At 65.3% G+C, this 16,711-nt stretch carries 18 protein-coding genes; 8 read left to right on the forward strand and 10 right to left on the reverse strand.

The features are described 5' to 3' along the window. Positions 1-75: 75 nt before the first annotated feature. The 6 genes from mmsB to AC5RVB_RS03365 all read right to left on the reverse strand — a co-directional run bounded on the left by mmsB (position 76) and on the right by AC5RVB_RS03365 (position 7,028). Positions 76-1,281, reverse strand: coding sequence for a multiple monosaccharide ABC transporter permease (gene mmsB, locus AC5RVB_RS03340; RefSeq protein ID WP_423723785.1), 1,206 nt, complete (start codon positions 1,279-1,281; stop codon positions 76-78). Continuing rightward, positions 1,278-2,825 (reverse strand): multiple monosaccharide ABC transporter ATP-binding protein, encoded by a 1,548-nt coding sequence (gene mmsA, locus AC5RVB_RS03345; protein ID WP_290245633.1) that lies wholly within the window; start codon positions 2,823-2,825, stop codon positions 1,278-1,280. Before mmsA ends, mmsB begins: the two co-directional genes overlap by 4 nt. Before the next feature lie 31 nt (positions 2,826-2,856). After that, positions 2,857-3,972 carry a multiple monosaccharide ABC transporter substrate-binding protein gene (gene chvE, locus AC5RVB_RS03350; protein ID WP_269436346.1) on the reverse strand — a complete coding sequence of 372 codons (1,116 nt, stop codon included), beginning with the start codon at positions 3,970-3,972 and terminating at the stop codon, positions 2,857-2,859. Positions 3,973-4,182: 210 nt separating this feature from the next. Next, complete coding sequence (locus AC5RVB_RS03355) at positions 4,183-4,575, reverse strand: hypothetical protein (RefSeq protein ID WP_290245635.1); 393 nt, start codon at positions 4,573-4,575, stop codon at positions 4,183-4,185. 228 nt (positions 4,576-4,803) lie between these two features. After that, positions 4,804-6,060, reverse strand: coding sequence for an MFS transporter (locus tag AC5RVB_RS03360; RefSeq protein ID WP_494141960.1), 1,257 nt, complete (start codon positions 6,058-6,060; stop codon positions 4,804-4,806). Between the two features lie 119 nt (positions 6,061-6,179). Beyond that, entirely contained in the window at positions 6,180-7,028 is an 849-nt protein-coding gene (locus tag AC5RVB_RS03365) for an MBL fold metallo-hydrolase (protein ID WP_494141961.1), read from the reverse strand. 168 nt (positions 7,029-7,196) lie between these two features. Here AC5RVB_RS03365 and AC5RVB_RS03370 point away from each other — a divergent pair, with 168 nt between their 5' ends. From AC5RVB_RS03370 to AC5RVB_RS03390, 5 genes are all read left to right on the forward strand, one after another. Further along, a complete protein-coding gene (locus AC5RVB_RS03370) occupies positions 7,197-7,565 on the forward strand; it encodes an ArsR/SmtB family transcription factor (RefSeq protein ID WP_290245637.1) in 369 nt (122 codons plus the stop codon). Next, positions 7,562-8,068: an SRPBCC family protein gene (locus tag AC5RVB_RS03375; RefSeq protein WP_494141962.1), complete on the forward strand. Its 507-nt coding sequence runs from the start codon at positions 7,562-7,564 to the stop codon at positions 8,066-8,068. Before AC5RVB_RS03370 ends, AC5RVB_RS03375 begins: the two co-directional genes overlap by 4 nt. Next, complete coding sequence (locus AC5RVB_RS03380) at positions 8,068-8,553, forward strand: SRPBCC family protein (RefSeq protein ID WP_494142018.1); 486 nt, start codon at positions 8,068-8,070, stop codon at positions 8,551-8,553. Before AC5RVB_RS03375 ends, AC5RVB_RS03380 begins: the two co-directional genes overlap by 1 nt. Before the next feature lie 5 nt (positions 8,554-8,558). After that, a complete protein-coding gene (locus tag AC5RVB_RS03385; RefSeq protein ID WP_494141963.1) occupies positions 8,559-8,984 on the forward strand; it encodes a VOC family protein in 426 nt (141 codons plus the stop codon). 144 nt (positions 8,985-9,128) lie between these two features. Further along, positions 9,129-9,692, forward strand: a complete 564-nt coding sequence (locus AC5RVB_RS03390) for a hypothetical protein (protein WP_494141964.1) — start codon at positions 9,129-9,131, stop codon at positions 9,690-9,692. Positions 9,693-9,764: 72 nt separating this feature from the next. Here the strand turns inward: AC5RVB_RS03390 and AC5RVB_RS03395 are convergent, their stop codons facing one another. Next, complete coding sequence (locus AC5RVB_RS03395) at positions 9,765-10,691, reverse strand: hypothetical protein (protein ID WP_494141965.1); 927 nt, start codon at positions 10,689-10,691, stop codon at positions 9,765-9,767. A 253-nt stretch (positions 10,692-10,944) separates the two neighbouring features. Then, positions 10,945-11,568 (reverse strand): hypothetical protein, encoded by a 624-nt coding sequence (locus AC5RVB_RS03400; RefSeq protein WP_494141966.1) that lies wholly within the window; start codon positions 11,566-11,568, stop codon positions 10,945-10,947. A 230-nt stretch (positions 11,569-11,798) separates the two neighbouring features. Between AC5RVB_RS03400 and AC5RVB_RS03405 the strand changes: the two genes are divergently transcribed. Continuing rightward, positions 11,799-13,169 (forward strand): amino acid permease, encoded by a 1,371-nt coding sequence (locus tag AC5RVB_RS03405; protein WP_494142019.1) that lies wholly within the window; start codon positions 11,799-11,801, stop codon positions 13,167-13,169. Here the strand turns inward: AC5RVB_RS03405 and AC5RVB_RS03410 are convergent, their stop codons facing one another. Further along, positions 13,170-13,475, reverse strand: a complete 306-nt coding sequence (locus AC5RVB_RS03410) for a hypothetical protein (RefSeq protein WP_227905519.1) — start codon at positions 13,473-13,475, stop codon at positions 13,170-13,172. 77 nt (positions 13,476-13,552) lie between these two features. Then, a complete protein-coding gene (locus tag AC5RVB_RS03415; RefSeq protein ID WP_494141967.1) occupies positions 13,553-13,834 on the reverse strand; it encodes a hypothetical protein in 282 nt (93 codons plus the stop codon). 150 nt (positions 13,835-13,984) lie between these two features. On the opposite strand from AC5RVB_RS03415, the gene gluQRS reads away from it, so the two are divergent. Further along, positions 13,985-14,881 (forward strand): tRNA glutamyl-Q(34) synthetase GluQRS, encoded by an 897-nt coding sequence (gene gluQRS, locus AC5RVB_RS03420; protein WP_227905524.1) that lies wholly within the window; start codon positions 13,985-13,987, stop codon positions 14,879-14,881. A gap of 28 nt (positions 14,882-14,909) precedes the next feature. Then, on the forward strand, positions 14,910-16,694 hold the full coding sequence (locus AC5RVB_RS03425; protein WP_494141968.1) for a glycoside hydrolase family 15 protein: 1,785 nt from the start codon (positions 14,910-14,912) through the stop codon (positions 16,692-16,694). The last annotated feature ends 17 nt before the right edge of the window (positions 16,695-16,711 follow it).

Consider the following 16,711-nt stretch of genomic DNA (forward strand, 5'->3'; position numbering starts at 1 on the left):
GCGTGGCAGATCGGATGCCTCCGAGTATGCTCCGGCGGCAGGCCCGGTGGAAGCGCTCCGGCTAAATCTTCCCGCCTACCGCGCACCCTTCCGCCGACTGAACCCGAAGGCGACCGCAGCCAGCAGCACCAGGCCCTTGATGACCTGCTGCCAGGCGGCATCCACGGACAGGATGGACAGGCCCTGGTTCAGCACGCCCATCACGAGCGCCCCGATCACCGCCCCCACCACCGTGCCCACCCCGCCCTGTACCGAAGCGCCGCCGATGAACACCGCGGCAATCGCGTCCAGCTCGAACCCGCCGCCAGCCGAGGCCACGGCGCCGCCGGCCCGCGCGGTGCTCACCACCGCAGCCAGCCCGGCGAGGAAGCCCATGTTCACGAACACCAGGAAGTTCACCCACCGGGTTTTCACCCCTGACATCATCGCGGCATTCAGGTTCCCGCCCATGGCGTATATGTGCCGGCCGAACACCGTGCGGTTCAGCAAAAAGGAGTACGCGAGCACCAGCACCGCCAGGATGACCACGATGATCGGCATGCCGCGGCTGTAGGCCAGCAGGTAGCAGAGGTACATGATGGCGATCACGGCCAGGGCGATCTTGAAGACGAAGGAGCCGTTCCTCTCCCGGGGCAGGTCCAGCCGGCGCAGGTCCGCCCGTCCCTTGAGCTGCTGCACCACCAGGGCCACGCACGCCAGCGCGCCGATGCCCAGGGTCATCAGGTCCGGTGTGCCCGTGGAGGGCAGGGTGCCGGAACTGATGGCCGTGTACGGACGCGGCAGTCCGCTGATGGTTCCGCCGGTCAGCAGAATCAGTGCGGTACCGCGGAACACCAGCATCCCGGCCAGCGTGACAATAAAGGCGGGTATCCCCACAAACGCCACCCAGAACCCCTGCCAGGCACCGATCAGGGCTCCGACCACCAGGGAGAGGGTCACGGCCGCCCACCAGGGCAGGCCCCAGCTGTTCATGGACAGGGCGGCGATGGCGCCGACCGTGGCCACCACGGATCCCACGGAAAGATCGATGTGCCCGGCAATGATCACCATGACCATGCCGATGGCCAGGATCACCACGTAGGCGTTCTGCTGGAAGAGGTTGCTGACGTTACCCGGATACAGCAGCCGCCCGCCGGTCAGGATCTGGAACAGCAGGATGATGACGGCCAGGGCCCCCAGGATGCCGTACTGCCGCAGGTCCACCCGGCGGCGTTTTTTGCCGTTCCTGCCGGGCTGCGGCGGCAGCGGCGCCCGGGCCTGTTCGGGAGTTGTGGTGGTCACGGTGTTTCTGCTCCTTGGCTCCGGTCCGCGGTCATATGGCGCATGAGTTCCTCCTGGGTCGCGTCCGCCCGGGGGATTTCAGCTGTCAGCCTGCCCTCGGCGATGGTGTAGATCCGGTCCGCCAGTCCGATCAGTTCCGGCAGTTCGCTGGAAATGAGGATGACCGCCTTGCCCTGCGCTGCCAGCTCGTTGATGATTCCGTAGATTTCGAATTTCGCCCCGACGTCGATGCCCCGGGTCGGTTCATCCAGGATCAGTACTTCCGGGCCGGAGTAAATCCATTTGCTCAGCACCACCTTCTGCTGGTTTCCGCCGGAGAGGTTTTCCACCAGGGAGGAAACGCTGGGCGTGCGGATGTTCATGCGTTTGCGGTACTCGTCCGCCACCCGGTATTCCCGGTTCCGGTCGATGATGCCCAGTCTGGCCAGCTTGCCCAGCGCCGCGGCGGAGACGTTGACGGTGACGCTGCCAATCAGGTTCAGCCCGTACCGCTTGCGGTCCTCGCTGAGGTAGGCAATGCCGTGCCGGATGGCTTCCTCCACGGTGCGGGTGCGGATTTCCACGCCGTCCTTGTAGACCCGGCCGGAGATCCCGGAGCCGTAGGACCGGCCGAAGATGCTCATGGCCAGCTCCGTCCGGCCTGCCCCCATCAGTCCGGCGAAGCCGATGATCTCCCCCGCCCGCACCGAGAAGAAGGCACGGTCCACCACCAGCCGGTCCACATCAATGGGGTGGTGCACGGTCCAGTCCTCCACCCGGAACTTCTCCTCGCCGATCTGCGGTTCGCGCGGCGGGAACTGATGGTCCAGCGGGCGTCCGACCATCGCGCGGATGATGCGCGTTTCGATCTCTTCGGTGTCCTGGACCTCGAAGGTGTCGATGGTCCGTCCGTCCCGGATGACAGTGACCGTATCCGCAATGGAGCGGATCTCCTTGAGCTTGTGCGAAATAATGATGGAGGTAATGCCGGTTTCGTTCAGCTGGCGGATCAGTCCCAGAAGGTGCGCGGAATCGTCGTCGTTCAGTGCTGCGGTGGGCTCATCCAGGATCAGGATCTTCACCTCCTTGGACAAGGCCTTGGCAATCTCCACCAGCTGCTGTTTGCCCACCCCCAGCTCCACTATCTTGGTGGCCGGGTTCTCCGCCAGCCCCACCCGCTGCAGCAGCCGGGCGGCCTCCAGGTTGGTTTTGTTCCAGTCGATCACCCCGCCGCGGGACACCTCGTTGCCCAGGAAAATGTTCTCGGCAATCGACAGGAACGGGCTCAGTGCCAGTTCCTGGTGGATGATCACCACACCGTCGCGCTCGGAATCGTTGATCGATCCGTAGCTGACCGGGCTGCCCTCCAGGGTGATGGTCCCGTCGAAGCTGCCGTGCGGGTACACGCCGCTGAGCACCTTCATGAGGGTGGATTTTCCGGCGCCGTTTTCACCGCAGATGGCGTGCACGCGGCCGCGTTCCACGTCGATCGAAACGCCGTCCAGCGCCCGGACCCCGCTGAATTCCTTCACAATGCCGTCCATTTTCAGGATGACGTTACTCATGCCGAACCCGCTTCAGTAGTGGAGAACGGGGTCAAAGCCCGGCGTCGGAGGCGGACATAAAGCCCGAGTCCACCAGCTCTTTCTGGACCGTGTCCTTGGTGACCACCATCGGCTCCAGGATGTAGGTGGGAACCACCTTTACCCCGTTGTCGTAGGTCTCGGTGTCATTGACCTCCACCTCGTCACCGGCCACGATCGCATCCACCATGGTTTCCACCTGGCTGCCGAGCTGGCGGGTGTCTTTCCACACCGTCATCGACTGCCGGTCCCCCTGCATGGCCTGGACATTGGCGACGTCGGCGTCCTGGCCGGTGATCACCGGCCAGTCGGTGCCGGGCTCATAGCCGGCGGCATCCAGGGAGGATTCAATGCCCAAAGCGAGGCTGTCATTCGGGGACAGGACCACATCCACTTTTTTGTCCCCCGTGTAGAAGGACTGCAGCCGGTTATCCATTTCCGCCTGGGCGTCCGCGGACTTCCAGCCGAGGATGCCGATGGAGGTCCACCCGTCATTGCTGGTGGGCGATTTGCCGGAGGGAACCACCAGCTGCCCGCTTTCCACGTACGGAAGCAGCACGTCCCATGCGCCGGCGAAGAAGAACCTGGCGTTGTTGTCATCCGGGCTGCCGGCAAACGGCTCCAGGTTGTAGGGTCCCTCGCCGTTGGCCAGGCCCAGCTCCTCTTCGATGAACTCGCCCTGCAGCTGTCCCACCTGATAGTTATCAAAGGTGGCGTAGTAGTCCACGGCGTCGGTGCCGTTGATCAGGCGGTCGTAAGCGATCACCTGGATGTCCTGGTTCTTGGCATCCTCCAGGGTGGGGCCCAGGACCTCGCCGTCGATGGCCGCGACCACAAGGATCTTCGCACCGCCGGCCACCTGGTTCTGGATCTGGCTGATCTGCTGGTCGGTCTTGTCGTCCGCGTACTGCAGGTCCACCTGGCAGCCCTTGGCCTCGAGTTTTTCCTTCAGGCCCTCGCCGTCATTGATCCAGCGTTCCAGGCTGCGGGTGGGCATGGCGATGCCCACGTTGCAGGAGGCTGCTTCCCCCTCCCCCTCCTCGCTGGATCCTGCCGGTGCGCAGGCTGCCAGTCCGGTGGCGAGTCCCGCGGCCAGGAAGATGGCCGAAACATTCTTCATTGTGCTCATGCTGAAGCCTTCGAAAAGGATCCCGCAGTCGGAAGACGGGGGCCGTGCGGCCGGGAACCGGCGTCACGGCCGCGGCTGGCGGCGGCTGGATCAAGCGGATACAACGCTGTAGCACCTGTTGCCGGGTCCAGCCCGTCAACTATTTGTAGGCGCGGACAACTTATCCACGTGATCTCCGCTTACACAAGAGAAATTTGCCGGTTTCGGCGGTCAGATTCCGGTCGGCTGCCCGCGCACCGCGGACCAGCGGGCGTTGAGGGTGCCGTCGCCCACGGGCTCCCAATCATTGGTTTCGAACAGGGAGGCCACGGTGTCCCGGTTCAGGTCCGGAGTAACGCCGTCTATTTCGGCGGTGGGATAGCAGACCCACAGCACCCCGCCGGATTCCACGGATGCGGCGGCGGTGGCCAGCTCGTGGGCCAGGTCAGCGGCAGTGGAGACGAAAAGGATCACGACGTCGGCGGGGAACCGTCCGTCATCCTCCGCAAGGAACGCACCGGCCGGAACGAACTCCGCCGCCTCCGGACGCCCGTGGGCACCGTAAACGGTGACGCGGGAGTCCGCAGGAATGTTGAAGGGGGAGGCGGATGGTTCGGGGGTCATATGCATGCTCCTGCGTGAGACTGTTGGTGGCGCGTCGGCAGGGGGGTTCCACAACGGTTCCGCAGCGTGACTCCCCCGAGCCGGCGTTTCCCATTCTTTCAGGTTTGCCACCGTTCATGCCCATCGACAGCCCACTTAGTGTTCGGGATCTCTGCTGACGGGGTGTTCAGCGTGCAGGTAATGCTGTCTGCCGCCCGCCCAGGCTGCGTTGACTATGAACGGGTGCCCCTAGACCGCTTGGCCGTCCGGGGAGACCCGGGGGTCCGCTGTATCCGCGACGGGCCGCCCGGGGCGCGGAATGACCGCCACGGCCACCACCCCCAGGGCGGCGGCGAGCGCAAAGACGTAGAACCCGAACGGATAGGCAATCCCCGCCGTGACCAGGGCTCCGGTCAGCCACGGGCCCACAATGGCGCCCAGCCGCCCGACGCCGGCAACAAACCCCATGGCTGAACCCACCACCGCGCGGGGATACAGGTATCCGACGAATCCGTAGACCAGGACCTGTGCGCAGAAAACAAAAACGCCGGTAACCAGAACCACGGCATTCAACAGCAGCGAACTCTCCATCCGGATACTGAGGATGGCCAGCAGCACCGCAGCCGCACCGAACCACGCCATGGTGGTTCCTTTGGGCCCGCGTTTGTCCGCCACCCGGCCGCCAATCAGCAGCCCGATCACTGCGCCGACGTTCAGTACCAGCAGCAGCACCAGCGAGGCGGACACCCTATAGCCGGCCTCCCGCATAATCTGCGGCAGCCAGGTGTTCAGGCCGTACACGAGCATGAGCCCCATAAACGCAGCCACCCACAGGCCCAGGGTTATCCGCAGATACGGCGGACGAAGCAGGTCTCCCAGCTTCACCTGCGCGGCCCCCTTCTCCTTGGAGTCCTTGGCGGCCAGATGCACGGATCCCGTCTCCGGCAGGCGGAACCACATCACAACGGCGGCTGCCAGCCCCAGGGCACCGCCGGCATAGAACAGCCACCCCCAGTGCTCACGGAAGATGATCGCCAACACCGAGGCCAGCACGGCGCCGCAGTGGTAGCCGGTCATGGTGATGGTGCTGGCATTGGCCTTCGCGTTCTCGGAAGCCGCTTCCTGCATGGCGGTGATGGCCACGGGCATGCACCCACCCAGACCCAGACCGGCGATAAACCGGACCACCCCCATCAGTGCAACGCTGGGCATCAGCGGCAGCACGAGGGTGAACAGGGAGAACACCACCACGCACAGGATCAGCGGGACCCGCCGGCCCCAGCGGTCCGACAGAGGGCCGATCAGCGCGGCGCCGATACCCACGCCCACCAGGGAAATGGTGGAGACATAGGTTGCACCGGCCGCGGTGATGCCCACGTGCCGGGTATCCAGCAGGGTGGGAATGGCGGCCCCCAGCGCCACAATGTCATAGCCCTCAAACACCACGGTGAGCCAGCACAAGGCTACGATCCAGCGCCGCCGGGGCGTCATGACCTGTTTCTGCATGATGCGCTTCCTTCGTATGCTTGCCGGTCCGCAACCGTGCCGGAGGGCGAGCCAGCTCCGGTTCATCTGCACAGCGACGGCGGTACTAACGTGGCGCTCAGTGTACGACTGTGCGGGGGTCAGGTGAAGAAGCGGACGCCGTTGCCGGCCAGCCCTGTCCGTCCCGGCACCGGTGCCAGCCCCGGCCGGGTGGACCGGCCGGCGCGGCTGCCGGTCACCGAGGTCCGGCGCACCGCTTCCACCGCATCACGGACAGGCATCCGGAGCGCGGGACCGTGCCCGGGCAACAGCAGGCCGGCGTCCAGTTTCGCCAGGACCGCCAGCGACCCCTGTACTCCGGCACGGTGGTGATGGAACATCGGGTGCAGCAACTGCGGGCCGTTCCGCGTGCTGATGCCGTGGCCGGTCACCAGTGCGTCCCCGGTGGCCACCGCCCTGGCCGCCGGCAGATAAAACGCCGTATGCCCTGGCGTGTGACCCGGCGTGGGTACGGCGACCGGCCCGCCCGGCAGCGAAGCCAGCAACGCGTCATCCCAGACCTCAGCCGATGGAACAGGCACCGCTTTGGAACCGCCGGACTGCAGCGCGCGCACCGTCCAGCGCAACACCCTGGGCCGCCAGGCACGGGCCAGTATCTGCAGCGGTGACACCTGGAATTTAACAACACCCGTCATCTGCAGGTGCTCGGCCGCGCTGCTGAACACCGGCGTGCCGTAACGCCGGGCAAAATGTGCGGCAGCGCCGGTGTGGTCCACGTGCGCGTGAGTGATCAGGAGCGCGACGGCGCCGCCCGGGTCCAGCCCGACGGCGCGGATGGAGGCCAGGACCCGGGGCAGGTCGCCCCGGTAGCCGCCGTCAATCAGGGTGAACTCCCGACCGCGACGCGCAATGATCCAGTTCGACGCCGGACCCTCCACGAAGAAGATTCCAACCGCCTGTTCGGTAAGGGTATAGCCCGCCCGTTTCACGCTCCACGCCTCCCGCGGTCCAGAGGGACACCACCATACTGCCCGGACTTTTTTCACCGCTACCCCTTGAACCCTGCCCGGCCGCGGCGTAGTTCGTAATCAACCGCAAGGTTGAACAACCAGTACCTTGACTACCAGCATCGTGCTTTACAGAAACTGACCAGGCGTATGGACTCCCACAGCGACGAACCCCTTCTGGACCAGGCCTTCCTGGCCCTGGCCGATCCGGTCCGCCGCCACATCATTGCCCGGCTCTCCCGGGGTCCGGCCACGGTCAACGAACTGGCGGAACCCTTCGAGATCTCCAAGCAGGCGGTCTCGAAGCACATCCAGGTCCTCGAGCATGCCCGGCTTGTCACGCGCAGCCGTGACGCTCAGCGCAGGCCCGTCCACCTGAATCCCGCACGGTTGGAGGCGCTCACCGCCTGGATCGGCCAATACCGGCTGGTCCGCGAGGAGCAGTTCCGCAGCCTTGACGCCGTGCTTCACGCACAGGCCGCAGCGAAAGGCGGCCCGCAGGCAAAGGATCCATCATGACCAACGCACTGCAGCTTTCCGTTCCGGACGGTGTTCCGTTCATCGATTTCAGCCGTGAAGTGGACTACCCCGTCGCCCAGGTGTTCCGCGCCTACGCCGAACCTGCCCTGATCCTCCAGTGGCTGGGGCCGCGCGGAATGAAAATGGAGATCAACCACTACGACTTCCGCACCGGCGGCTCCTACAGCTACATCCACACCGGACCGGACGGGGTGCCCTACGAGTTCCGCGGGATTTTCCACACCGTCCGGGAAAACGAAGCCGCCATCCAGACCTTCGAGTTCTCCGGCTACCCGGATGTGACCAGCCTTGAGTTCATGACACTGACAGCGCTCGACGGCGACCGTACCCGGATCACTGCCCACGCCGTCTACCCGTCCATGGAGGCACGGGACGGGATGGCCGCCTCCGGTATGGAAGCGGGTGTCGCCGAGGGCTTTGACCGGATGGATGAACTTCTCGCCCAGCTCCAGCCGGAACCGCTGCAGGGACGGGGTGCGTGATGGGCAACCCTCTGACCCTCAACGCTCCGGCGGGCGAACCGTTACTCGAATACCACCGGGAGTTCGACTTCCCGGTGAGCGATGTCTTCCGCGCGCACACGGACCCGGACCTGTATGCACGGTGGGTCGGGCCGCGGGACCTGGATACCCGAATAGATGCTTTTGAGGCCCGCAGCGGAGGGACCTACCGCTTTGTGCAGTCGCGGGGCGACGACGAATTCGCCTTTCGGGGTTTGTTCCACACGGTTCGGCAGGATGAATTTGTGCTGCAGACCTTCGAGTTCGAGGGGTATCCGGACGTGGTGACCCTTGAATACTCCGCCTTTACGGCCCTGCCCGGCGGGCGGAGCAGCGTGCAGGGCCGCTCCCTCTATCCCTCCGTGGAATCCCGCGATCAGTTCCTGACCAACGGCATAGAGGACGGTATGTCGGCCGGCTATGACCAGCTGGACGAACTGCTGGCATCCGCCCGGACAGGAGGATGATCCGAGTGGATTGGACCCTCGAAGTGGTGCAGGTTCCGGTCAGTGACCTGGACCGCGCGGTGAGCTTCTACCGTGATCAATTGGGCTTTGTCCTGGATCACCGCACCACCACTGACCAGATGGATTTCGCCCAGCTGACTCCGCCGGGTTCGGGCTGCTCAATAGTCCTGGGCATGGCGCAGATGGCACCGGGGTCCCTGCACGGGCTGCAGCTGGTGGTCCCTGATGCCCGGGCTGCCCGGCAGGAGCTGGTGGAGCGCGGTGTTGACGCCGGCGATGTCACGGTCATCGACCCGCGCGACGGCGGGACACTGTTCGGGTTCTCGGACCCGGACGGCAATTCGTGGACGGTTCAGGAAATGAAGGTCCGCGCCGGCCGCCCCCTGATTCCCTTCGAGGCGCGCATCGGCTACGGCGCAGACCGGGACTGACACTGGATGTATTTGGCGAGACAGTATTGACAGACCGGCATGCCGGCCCGATGATGCCTTCCTTATGCTTGACACTCCTGTACTGAGGAGTAACGTGGGGGCTCCCCAAGGCAACGGGACGATTCCGTTGCACGAAGGAGCGACATGTTGAGCACGAGCAAGAGAACCGCCGTCCTACTGTCAACCGCCGGCCTCGTTGCCGGCTCCGTGGCCCTGGCACCGTCAGCAGCCGCTGCAGGGACCGAGTGCGGCCCCGGTGATGTGAAAACAGGCTTCGACCACCATGACGTCACCACCAGTAAGGAAGCCGTCTCCTCGGTCACGCTGTCCAATGCTTCCGGATTCGACGTCCCCGTCTCACTGACTGCGCAGACCCCCGCCACCGCCACCGCTTCGGTGTCCGGTTCTGTTCCTTTGGGGCAAATCCTTGAGCCCCTGCAGGCACAGGTCAACGCCGACGCCTCCCTGAGTAAAAGCTGGAGTCTCCAGGATCCACTGCAGCTTTCGGGGCCGGTAACGCTCGGCCAGTCGAAGATCGCGACGTACGGCTTCGACATCGTGTCTTTCTCCGGATCGCAGCAGATCTGCCAGCTGGACGGACAGTTCGGCCCGCCGAACCGCTTTTCCGGCACCGCGCCCACGGGCACCTACATCGAGGAATACACGGTGCCCTACGTTCCGCAGACGGTGCAGCCGACTGTTCCGTAGCCGCTGACCGGCAGCACGACGGCGGTGCCTCCGCAGTGGGAGGTACCGCCGTCGTCTGTGTTCTTGGGCTTGCTACTGGGCCGACCAGTACGCTCGGTCGTTATTGCTCAGCGAGAAGCTGGGTTCCACGAAGATCTTGGCATCGGTCAGCGCTTCGACCGGGACGTCCATGCAGACCTGGTAAGTGGCTGTACCGCTCTTTTCCAGGGTGGGTACATCCATGTCCGGGTTGGGCACCACGGCACCGCAGGTTGAGCGGTCATACTGCCGGGCGTCGGCCCCGATGAACTTGGTCTGCAAATCGATCCAAGGGTTGCCCTCCCCGTCGCCGGAGTATTCCACCGCAAGATCCACGAGCACGTACTGCCCCACGGGCGGTTCATTGAACTGGTTCGCTGCGAGAATGATTTCGGCCGCATTCGTGTTCACCGCGGTGACGGCGACACTGTAGTCGCCCACCTGTGCCGCAGTTCCCATAGCCAGTGCCTCAGCAGCGGCAGCTTCCTGCTCATTCTCAGAACTCTCGACTACGCCGTCGGCTCCATCTTCGATGGACTCCGTGACATCGTCGATCACCTTGCCGTAGAAGGCCTGCGTTGCCAGGACCCCCACCAGGGACAGGATTACAAGAATCAATGCCGCGATGGACATGCCCTTTGCGCTGGACCGGTTTTTCACCGAAATGATTAATGCCGGAATGGCGAAGCCCAAGCCAATCAGTCCCAGGAAAAACACCACGTTATTCACGATGGGAATCCAGCACAGCAGCAGGGACACGATTCCGATGACCAGCGCCGTGATGGCCAGGCCCTTTCCGGCCTCGGGGTTGCCCGGTTTCCCCGGGCCGGGACCACCTCCGGGACCGGGACCCGCATAGGTGGTCCCTGCATAGCCGGAACCAGCGTAGGCGGAACCAGCAGGGTCCGGCTGGCCACCGGGGCGCCCGCCCTCCCCTGACTGGTTTGAGGGTGGGTAAGGCGTGTTTCCGGTGTTGTCCATAATGGTCCCCATGTGATGTGCGTGCCGGCAAAGCAGGCAGCTGATGAAATGGTGCAGACACAGTTCGAGGTGCCTGCCGGGTTCGGTTGATCCCAAGGGTGAAGGTACCTGCCGCCTCCGACATTTTCGGGTTTTCCGCTCAGATGGAGCCCGAATGTCGGCCCCGCTAACGGCATTCGGCAGCGGCCGCACCCGGATCAGCACCCATGCGGCCCACCCCGTCCACTGTCGATCATTTCGGGCACTTTGGCGCCTACTTCACCGCCCAGTCCACCTCGTCCTCCTGCTCATTGACCCATATATAGGAGCCGATCCGAATGGTGGCCCCGGAGAGGTCCTCCGACGGCACGTCCATGCAGGTCTGGAACTCAGCGGTGTCACCGTTGGCCATGGCCGGAACGTTGTGCATGGGTTTGGCCATCAGCGCCTTGCACTGGCCGTATTCGCTCCCGTCCGCAGCAACGAACTGGATCTGGAGATCCTCCGACGGTGTCCCACTGCCGGTGCCCAGATATTCCGCGCTGATGTCCACCAGCACATAGTTTCCCTGCGGGTCTTCGTTAAACGCCGCGACAGATTTGAGCTCCTCGGTGGCATCAGTGTCCACGCCGGTCACCGTCAGGTTGTAATCGGCCACCTGTTGGGCCGTTCCCACCTCCGGTGCACCGGACTCGGCAACCGGTTCCTCGCCGTCGTTGTCCCGGGACAGGACCAGCCCGGCGATAACCGCGAGCACAGCGAGGAGGAGTACGCCCGCCAGCAGGAGATTCCGCCGCCGGCTGCCGTTTGCCGGTTCCGGCTTTTCCTTGTGCGGTGGCGGCGGGGCCGGCGGCCCTGCCGGCGGATAGGCAGTGCTGTGGCCCGAGCTGTTGTCCATGGTTGTCCCCCCATTGGTGCGTGCAGTTGGGACGAGTCTACAAAACGGTGCGCAGCGTCGAACGGCACCAGGCTCGGGAACAGCCGGTGAAAAGGGAGCCGCCGGCAGCAGGCGTACCATGGATAGGCCGACTATTCGGTTGATCCCCCAATCTCCAAGGTGCGTTGTCTTTGAAGTCCTCCTTTACCCAGGCCTTGGCCCGCGGGCTGAATGTCCGGCACATCCGCTTCATGGCGCTCGGCTCGGCCATCGGCACCGGCCTGTTCTACGGTTCAGCGTCCGCCATCCAGTCCGCCGGTCCGGCCGTACTGCTGGCCTACATGATCGGCGGCGCGGCTGTGTTCCTGGTCATGCGCGCCCTGGGCGAGATGGCCGTCCGGCATCCGGTCTCCGGGTCCTTCGGCCAGTACGCCAGCCGTTACCTCGGCCCCTTCGCCGGCTTCATCACCGGCTGGACCTTCGCCTTTGAAATGGCGGTGGTGGCCATTGCCGACGTCACTGCGTTCGGCATCTACATGGGCTTCTGGTTCCCGAACGTGCCGCGCTGGATCTGGATTTTGGCGGTGGTCCTGCTCATCGCGGCACTGAACCTGATGCGGGTGAAGGTGTTCGGCGAGACCGAGTTCTGGCTGTCCATCCTCAAGGTCTCGGCCATTATTGCCATGATCGCAGGCGGCATAGCGATCATCGTGTTCGGTTTCGGGCTCGACGACGGCGCCACCCCGGGCATGGACACTCTCCTGGGCTCCGGCGGGTTCTTCGCCAACGGCTTCTGGGGCCTGTTGGCGTCCTTCTCGATTGTTATGTTTGCCTTCGGCGGCATTGAAACCATCGGCATCACTGCGGGAGAGGCAGAGAATCCGAAAAAGGCCATCCCGGCGGCCGTGAACACCGTCCCGTTCCGGATCCTGCTCTTCTACGTATGCACCCTGGCCGTGCTGATGATGATCTTCCCGTGGCAGGACATTGACGGCTCCACCAGCCCCTTTGTGCAGATCTTTGATTCGCTCGGCATCCACGCCGCGGCGCACATCCTCAACGCAGTAGTCATCACCGCTGCCCTCTCCGCGATCAACGCCGACATTTTTGGTGCCGGACGGATGATGTACGGGCTGGCCCGGCAGGGCCAGGCACCGGCGTCGTTCGCCAAGGTCTCCCGAAACGGGGTGCCGTGGATGACCGTGGCGGCCATGGCCGTGGTGCTGCTGGCAGGGGTGGTGCTGAACGCGCTGCTGCCCGAGTCCCTGTTCACCATCATCGCCTCGATTGCCACCTTCGCCACCGTGTGGGTATGGCTGATGATCCTGCTTTCGCACATCGCAATGAAGCGGGAGATAGCACGGCGGAACCTGCCAGCGTCGGAGTTCGGTGTTCCGTTCTGGCCGGTGGCCTCCTACGCCGCGCTGGCGTTCATGGTGTTCATTGTGGTGTTGCTCGGCATTATGCCGGGCACCCGGGTAGCGCTGATTGTCGGCGCCGTCTGGATTGCACTGCTCTTTGTCGCCTACCGCCTGTGGGTGCGCGGCGACGGGCGGGTGCGCGCCGAACTGGCCGACGAGACCGGGGTGGACCGGGAAGCACCCCTTCCCGGACGGGTCTAGTCAGCCCCAGTGGATGGCGGTGGCAATAATCGAGGCAATCAGCCCCGCCAGCGCCAGAATCCCGCCGAGCAGCCGGTTGGGCAGGTCCAGCCAGGACGGCCGGTTGGTCAGGAAGGTGTAAAGCCCTGTGCACAGGGCTATCAGTCCGGCCGAGCCGAGCAGTCCGGTGAAGCCTGTCGCCACCCCCTGGGCAATGATGAGCAGCAGCATCACCAGGCCCACCACCACAATGGTCCACCGTGATCCGCCCGTCGTGGTGCTGCGCCGTCCGGATGATGAGCTGCGTCCCGCGTAACCACTTGTCATGATCATCCCAACCGGGGCCGCCGTCCCGCCCAGCACGGAAAGCGGCGGTTGCCTCTTCGCGGAACACGGTACTCCGCTCACCCCGGAAAAAAGCTGGACGTCCCGTGTGAATCGGAGGCCGGACCCCGCTGCGGCAGGTGCACGGTGCGGAAGAGGACAAGCTGGAACGGACCGAGCCGCAGCGTGATGACGGGCCAGTCCAGTTTCACGGCGGACCGCAATGCGGCCGGTCGCTCCCGTTGCCGGTCCCGGGCCGGCAGCCGTTCACGCCTTAGCCGCTGAAAGCCGTTGCGCCGCTCGGCGTCCTCGGTTCGTTGTCGGTGCTCCAGCCGGGCAAGTTCCAGCTCCATGAGTCCCATGCCTGCCACGCTAGGCACTCCCCCGGAAACTTCCCACGCCTTTGCGGACACCTCCGGTCCGCTGGTGTGAGCGGCCTTCCAGGACCCGCGTTGCGCCGGCACCAGGGTGCGGGTGGCCCGGCCGGAGCCGCAGGTTTATAGACTGAGGGGGTGCCTACCTCCGACGCCGCCGGCCGCTTCGCCCCCAGCCCCACCGGAGAGCTGCATGTGGGCAACCTGCGCACCGCCCTGCTGGCCTGGCTGTTCGCGCGCAGCACCGGGCGGCGGTTCCTGCTCCGGATGGAGGACCTGGACCGGGTCCGTTCCGGCGCCGAAGCAGCGCAGCTGCGTGACCTGGCCGCCGTCGGGCTGGACTGGGACGGCGGGATAGTCCGGCAGTCCGAACGCGGCGACCTCTACCTCGAAGCGATCAACCGGCTGCGCAGGGACGGACTGGTGTACGAGTGCTTCTGCACCCGCCGGGAAGTGGCGGAGGCTTCCTCCGCCCCGCATGCCCCGCCCGGTGCCTACCCCGGCACGTGCCGGAACCTCACCGAGGAACAGCGCGCGGTACGACGGCGTGAGCGGCCCGCGGCGCTGCGCCTGCGCGCGCAGATGCCCGAGTTCACGGTGACCGATGAGCTGCACGGCGAATACACCTCCGCCGTGGATGACCTGGTGCTGCTGCGCAATGACGGGGTGCCCTCCTACAACCTGGCCGTGGTGCTCGATGACGCCCTGCAGGGCATCGACCAGGTGGTGCGCGGAGATGACCTGCTCAGCTCCGCACCGCGGCAGGCCTACCTCGGCTCCCTGCTCGGCGCTCCCCCGGTGCGTTACGCGCATGTGCCGCTGGCCCTGAACACCGCCGGACAGCGGCTGGCCAAGCGCGACGGGGCGGTCACCCTTCCGGACCTTGCCGCCGCCGGTATTGACGCTGATGCCGCCCGGGAACTCATTCTGGGCTCACTGGGACTTCCCGGGACCCTGGACGCCGCACTGGCGCAGTTCGACCCGGCACGGATTCCGCGGGAGCCCTGGATTTTCGAGGCACGCAAAACCGCCTGACCGCCTAAAGCATTACGAGGAGCTGCACATGACACTGCCCCAGCCGGACCGCGTGGACGGGTACGTCGATCTGCGCTCCTACGCTGCCATCGGTGACGGACGCACCGTGGCACTGGTTGCCCTGGACGGATCGATCGACTGGTATCCCACACCGGATTTGGATTCCACCCCTGCATTCGCCCGTCTGCTGGATGCGGCGAACGGCGGGCAGATAGAGCTGCGGCCCGCTGCGGATTTCACCGTGGAACGCACCTACGTGGAGGGCACCAATGTCCTGGCCACCACATTCTTCACGGACACCGGAAGCGTGCGGGTCACCGATTCGCTGAACACCGGGGTGGCCGGCCGGTTGCCGTGGGGTGAACTGGCACGGCGGATCGAGGGGCTCGACGGCGAGGTGGACATGCGCTGGTCCGTTGCCCCGGGCAGCAGTTTCAATACCGCCTCCCCGTGGGTGCAGCATTCCGTGCACGGGCCCGTGCTGCAGGTGCAGGGCACCACCATGGCCGTCCGCGGCCGGGGTATCGGCGAGGAGCAGGCCTCCGACCGGGACATCAGCGGTACCTTCACCACCGACGCCGGGTCACGTCACCTGCTGGCCGTGATTTCCACCCATGAGGAACCGCTGCCGCTGCCGGACCTGGACACCATTGACGACGGCGTTGACCGCACCATCGCGAACTGGCAGGACTGGTCCCGCGAGTTCCAGTACGACGGTCCGTGGGCGGACGCCGTCGAACGCAGTGCGCTGGCGCTGAAGCTGCTGCTGCACAGCCCCACCGGGGCCATTGCCGCCGCCGCCACCACGTCCCTGCCGGAAAACGTGAATGGTGGAAAGAACTGGGACTACCGGTTCGCCTGGGTCCGCGACACGGCCTACACCCTGAACGCCATGATCCGCTTCGGGCTGCGCGAGGAAGTCCATGCGGCCGTCTCCGGGATGCTCAAAAGCGTGCGCGAACAGGGCACGGATTTGAAGGTCTTCACCCGGCTCAACGGCAGCCGCGCCGACGGCACCGAGGTACTGGATTTGCCCGGCTGGCGCGGCATCGGTCCCGTGGTCAACGGCAACGACGCCGCCGCGCAGCTGCAGATGGGCGTCTTCGGGGACCTGTTCAACATTGTGCAGCTGTACGTGGATGCCGGCCATGTCCTTGATACCGGCACCGGCCGCTACCTGGCGGACCTGGCGGACCTGGCCTGCGATGTCTGGCAGCGCAAGGACTCCGGCATGTGGGAACTGGACGAGGAACGGCACTACACCACCTCCAAACTGGGGGCCTGGCATGCGCTCAGCTGCGCTTCCCACCTGGCGGACCTGGGCCAGATTCCCGGCACCCCCGAACGCTGGCGGGCCGAGATGGAACGGATCCGGAACTGGGTGGAGACCAACTGCTGGTCCGAGGAGCGCGGCAGCTACGTCTGGTATCCCGGCACCGACCAGCTGGACGCCTCCATCCTGCTGCACGCCATCAGCGGGTTCGACCGCGGGGAACGGATGAACTCCACGCTGGACGCACTGCGCCGCGAACTCGGCCGCGGACCGCTGCTCTACCGGTTCAGCGGCGCCGAGAAGGAGGAAGGAACGTTCGTCGCCTGTGCCTTCTGGATGGCCGCCGCCCTGGACTGCGTGGGCCGCCGGGACGAGGCCGCAGCGCTGATGGATGAGCTGGTGCCGCTGGCCAATGACGTGGGCCTGTACACCGAAATGATCGCCGAAGAGGACTCCTCATTCCTGGGCAATTTCCCGCAGGGACTGTCCCATCTGGCACTGATCACGGCTGCCCTGACACTGGGCGAGGACCGCGACTGACAGGCCTGGCAGGTCCG

The organism is Arthrobacter sp. Y3225209 (assembly GCF_059090685.1).

What these genes read in the sequence shown, in the direction of transcription:
- AC5RVB_RS03360 (WP_494141960.1), bottom strand. Translation starts at nt 6,060, where the DNA reads ATGCAGAAACAGGTCATGACGCCCCGGCGGCGCTGGATCGTAGCCTTG.
- AC5RVB_RS03415 (WP_494141967.1), bottom strand. Translation starts at nt 13,834, where the DNA reads ATGGGACTCATGGAGCTGGAACTTGCCCGGCTGGAGCACCGACAACGA.
- AC5RVB_RS03405 (WP_494142019.1), top strand. Translation starts at nt 11,799, where the DNA reads ATGGCGCTCGGCTCGGCCATCGGCACCGGCCTGTTCTACGGTTCAGCG.
- mmsA (WP_290245633.1), bottom strand. Translation starts at nt 2,825, where the DNA reads ATGAGTAACGTCATCCTGAAAATGGACGGCATTGTGAAGGAATTCAGC.
- AC5RVB_RS03355 (WP_290245635.1), bottom strand. Translation starts at nt 4,575, where the DNA reads ATGACCCCCGAACCATCCGCCTCCCCCTTCAACATTCCTGCGGACTCC.
- AC5RVB_RS03425 (WP_494141968.1), top strand. Translation starts at nt 14,910, where the DNA reads ATGACACTGCCCCAGCCGGACCGCGTGGACGGGTACGTCGATCTGCGC.
- AC5RVB_RS03390 (WP_494141964.1), top strand. Translation starts at nt 9,129, where the DNA reads ATGTTGAGCACGAGCAAGAGAACCGCCGTCCTACTGTCAACCGCCGGC.
- AC5RVB_RS03375 (WP_494141962.1), top strand. Translation starts at nt 7,562, where the DNA reads ATGACCAACGCACTGCAGCTTTCCGTTCCGGACGGTGTTCCGTTCATC.
- AC5RVB_RS03380 (WP_494142018.1), top strand. Translation starts at nt 8,068, where the DNA reads ATGGGCAACCCTCTGACCCTCAACGCTCCGGCGGGCGAACCGTTACTC.
- AC5RVB_RS03410 (WP_227905519.1), bottom strand. Translation starts at nt 13,475, where the DNA reads ATGACAAGTGGTTACGCGGGACGCAGCTCATCATCCGGACGGCGCAGC.
- AC5RVB_RS03400 (WP_494141966.1), bottom strand. Translation starts at nt 11,568, where the DNA reads ATGGACAACAGCTCGGGCCACAGCACTGCCTATCCGCCGGCAGGGCCG.
- AC5RVB_RS03370 (WP_290245637.1), top strand. Translation starts at nt 7,197, where the DNA reads ATGGACTCCCACAGCGACGAACCCCTTCTGGACCAGGCCTTCCTGGCC.
- chvE (WP_269436346.1), bottom strand. Translation starts at nt 3,972, where the DNA reads ATGAGCACAATGAAGAATGTTTCGGCCATCTTCCTGGCCGCGGGACTC.
- AC5RVB_RS03395 (WP_494141965.1), bottom strand. Translation starts at nt 10,691, where the DNA reads ATGGACAACACCGGAAACACGCCTTACCCACCCTCAAACCAGTCAGGG.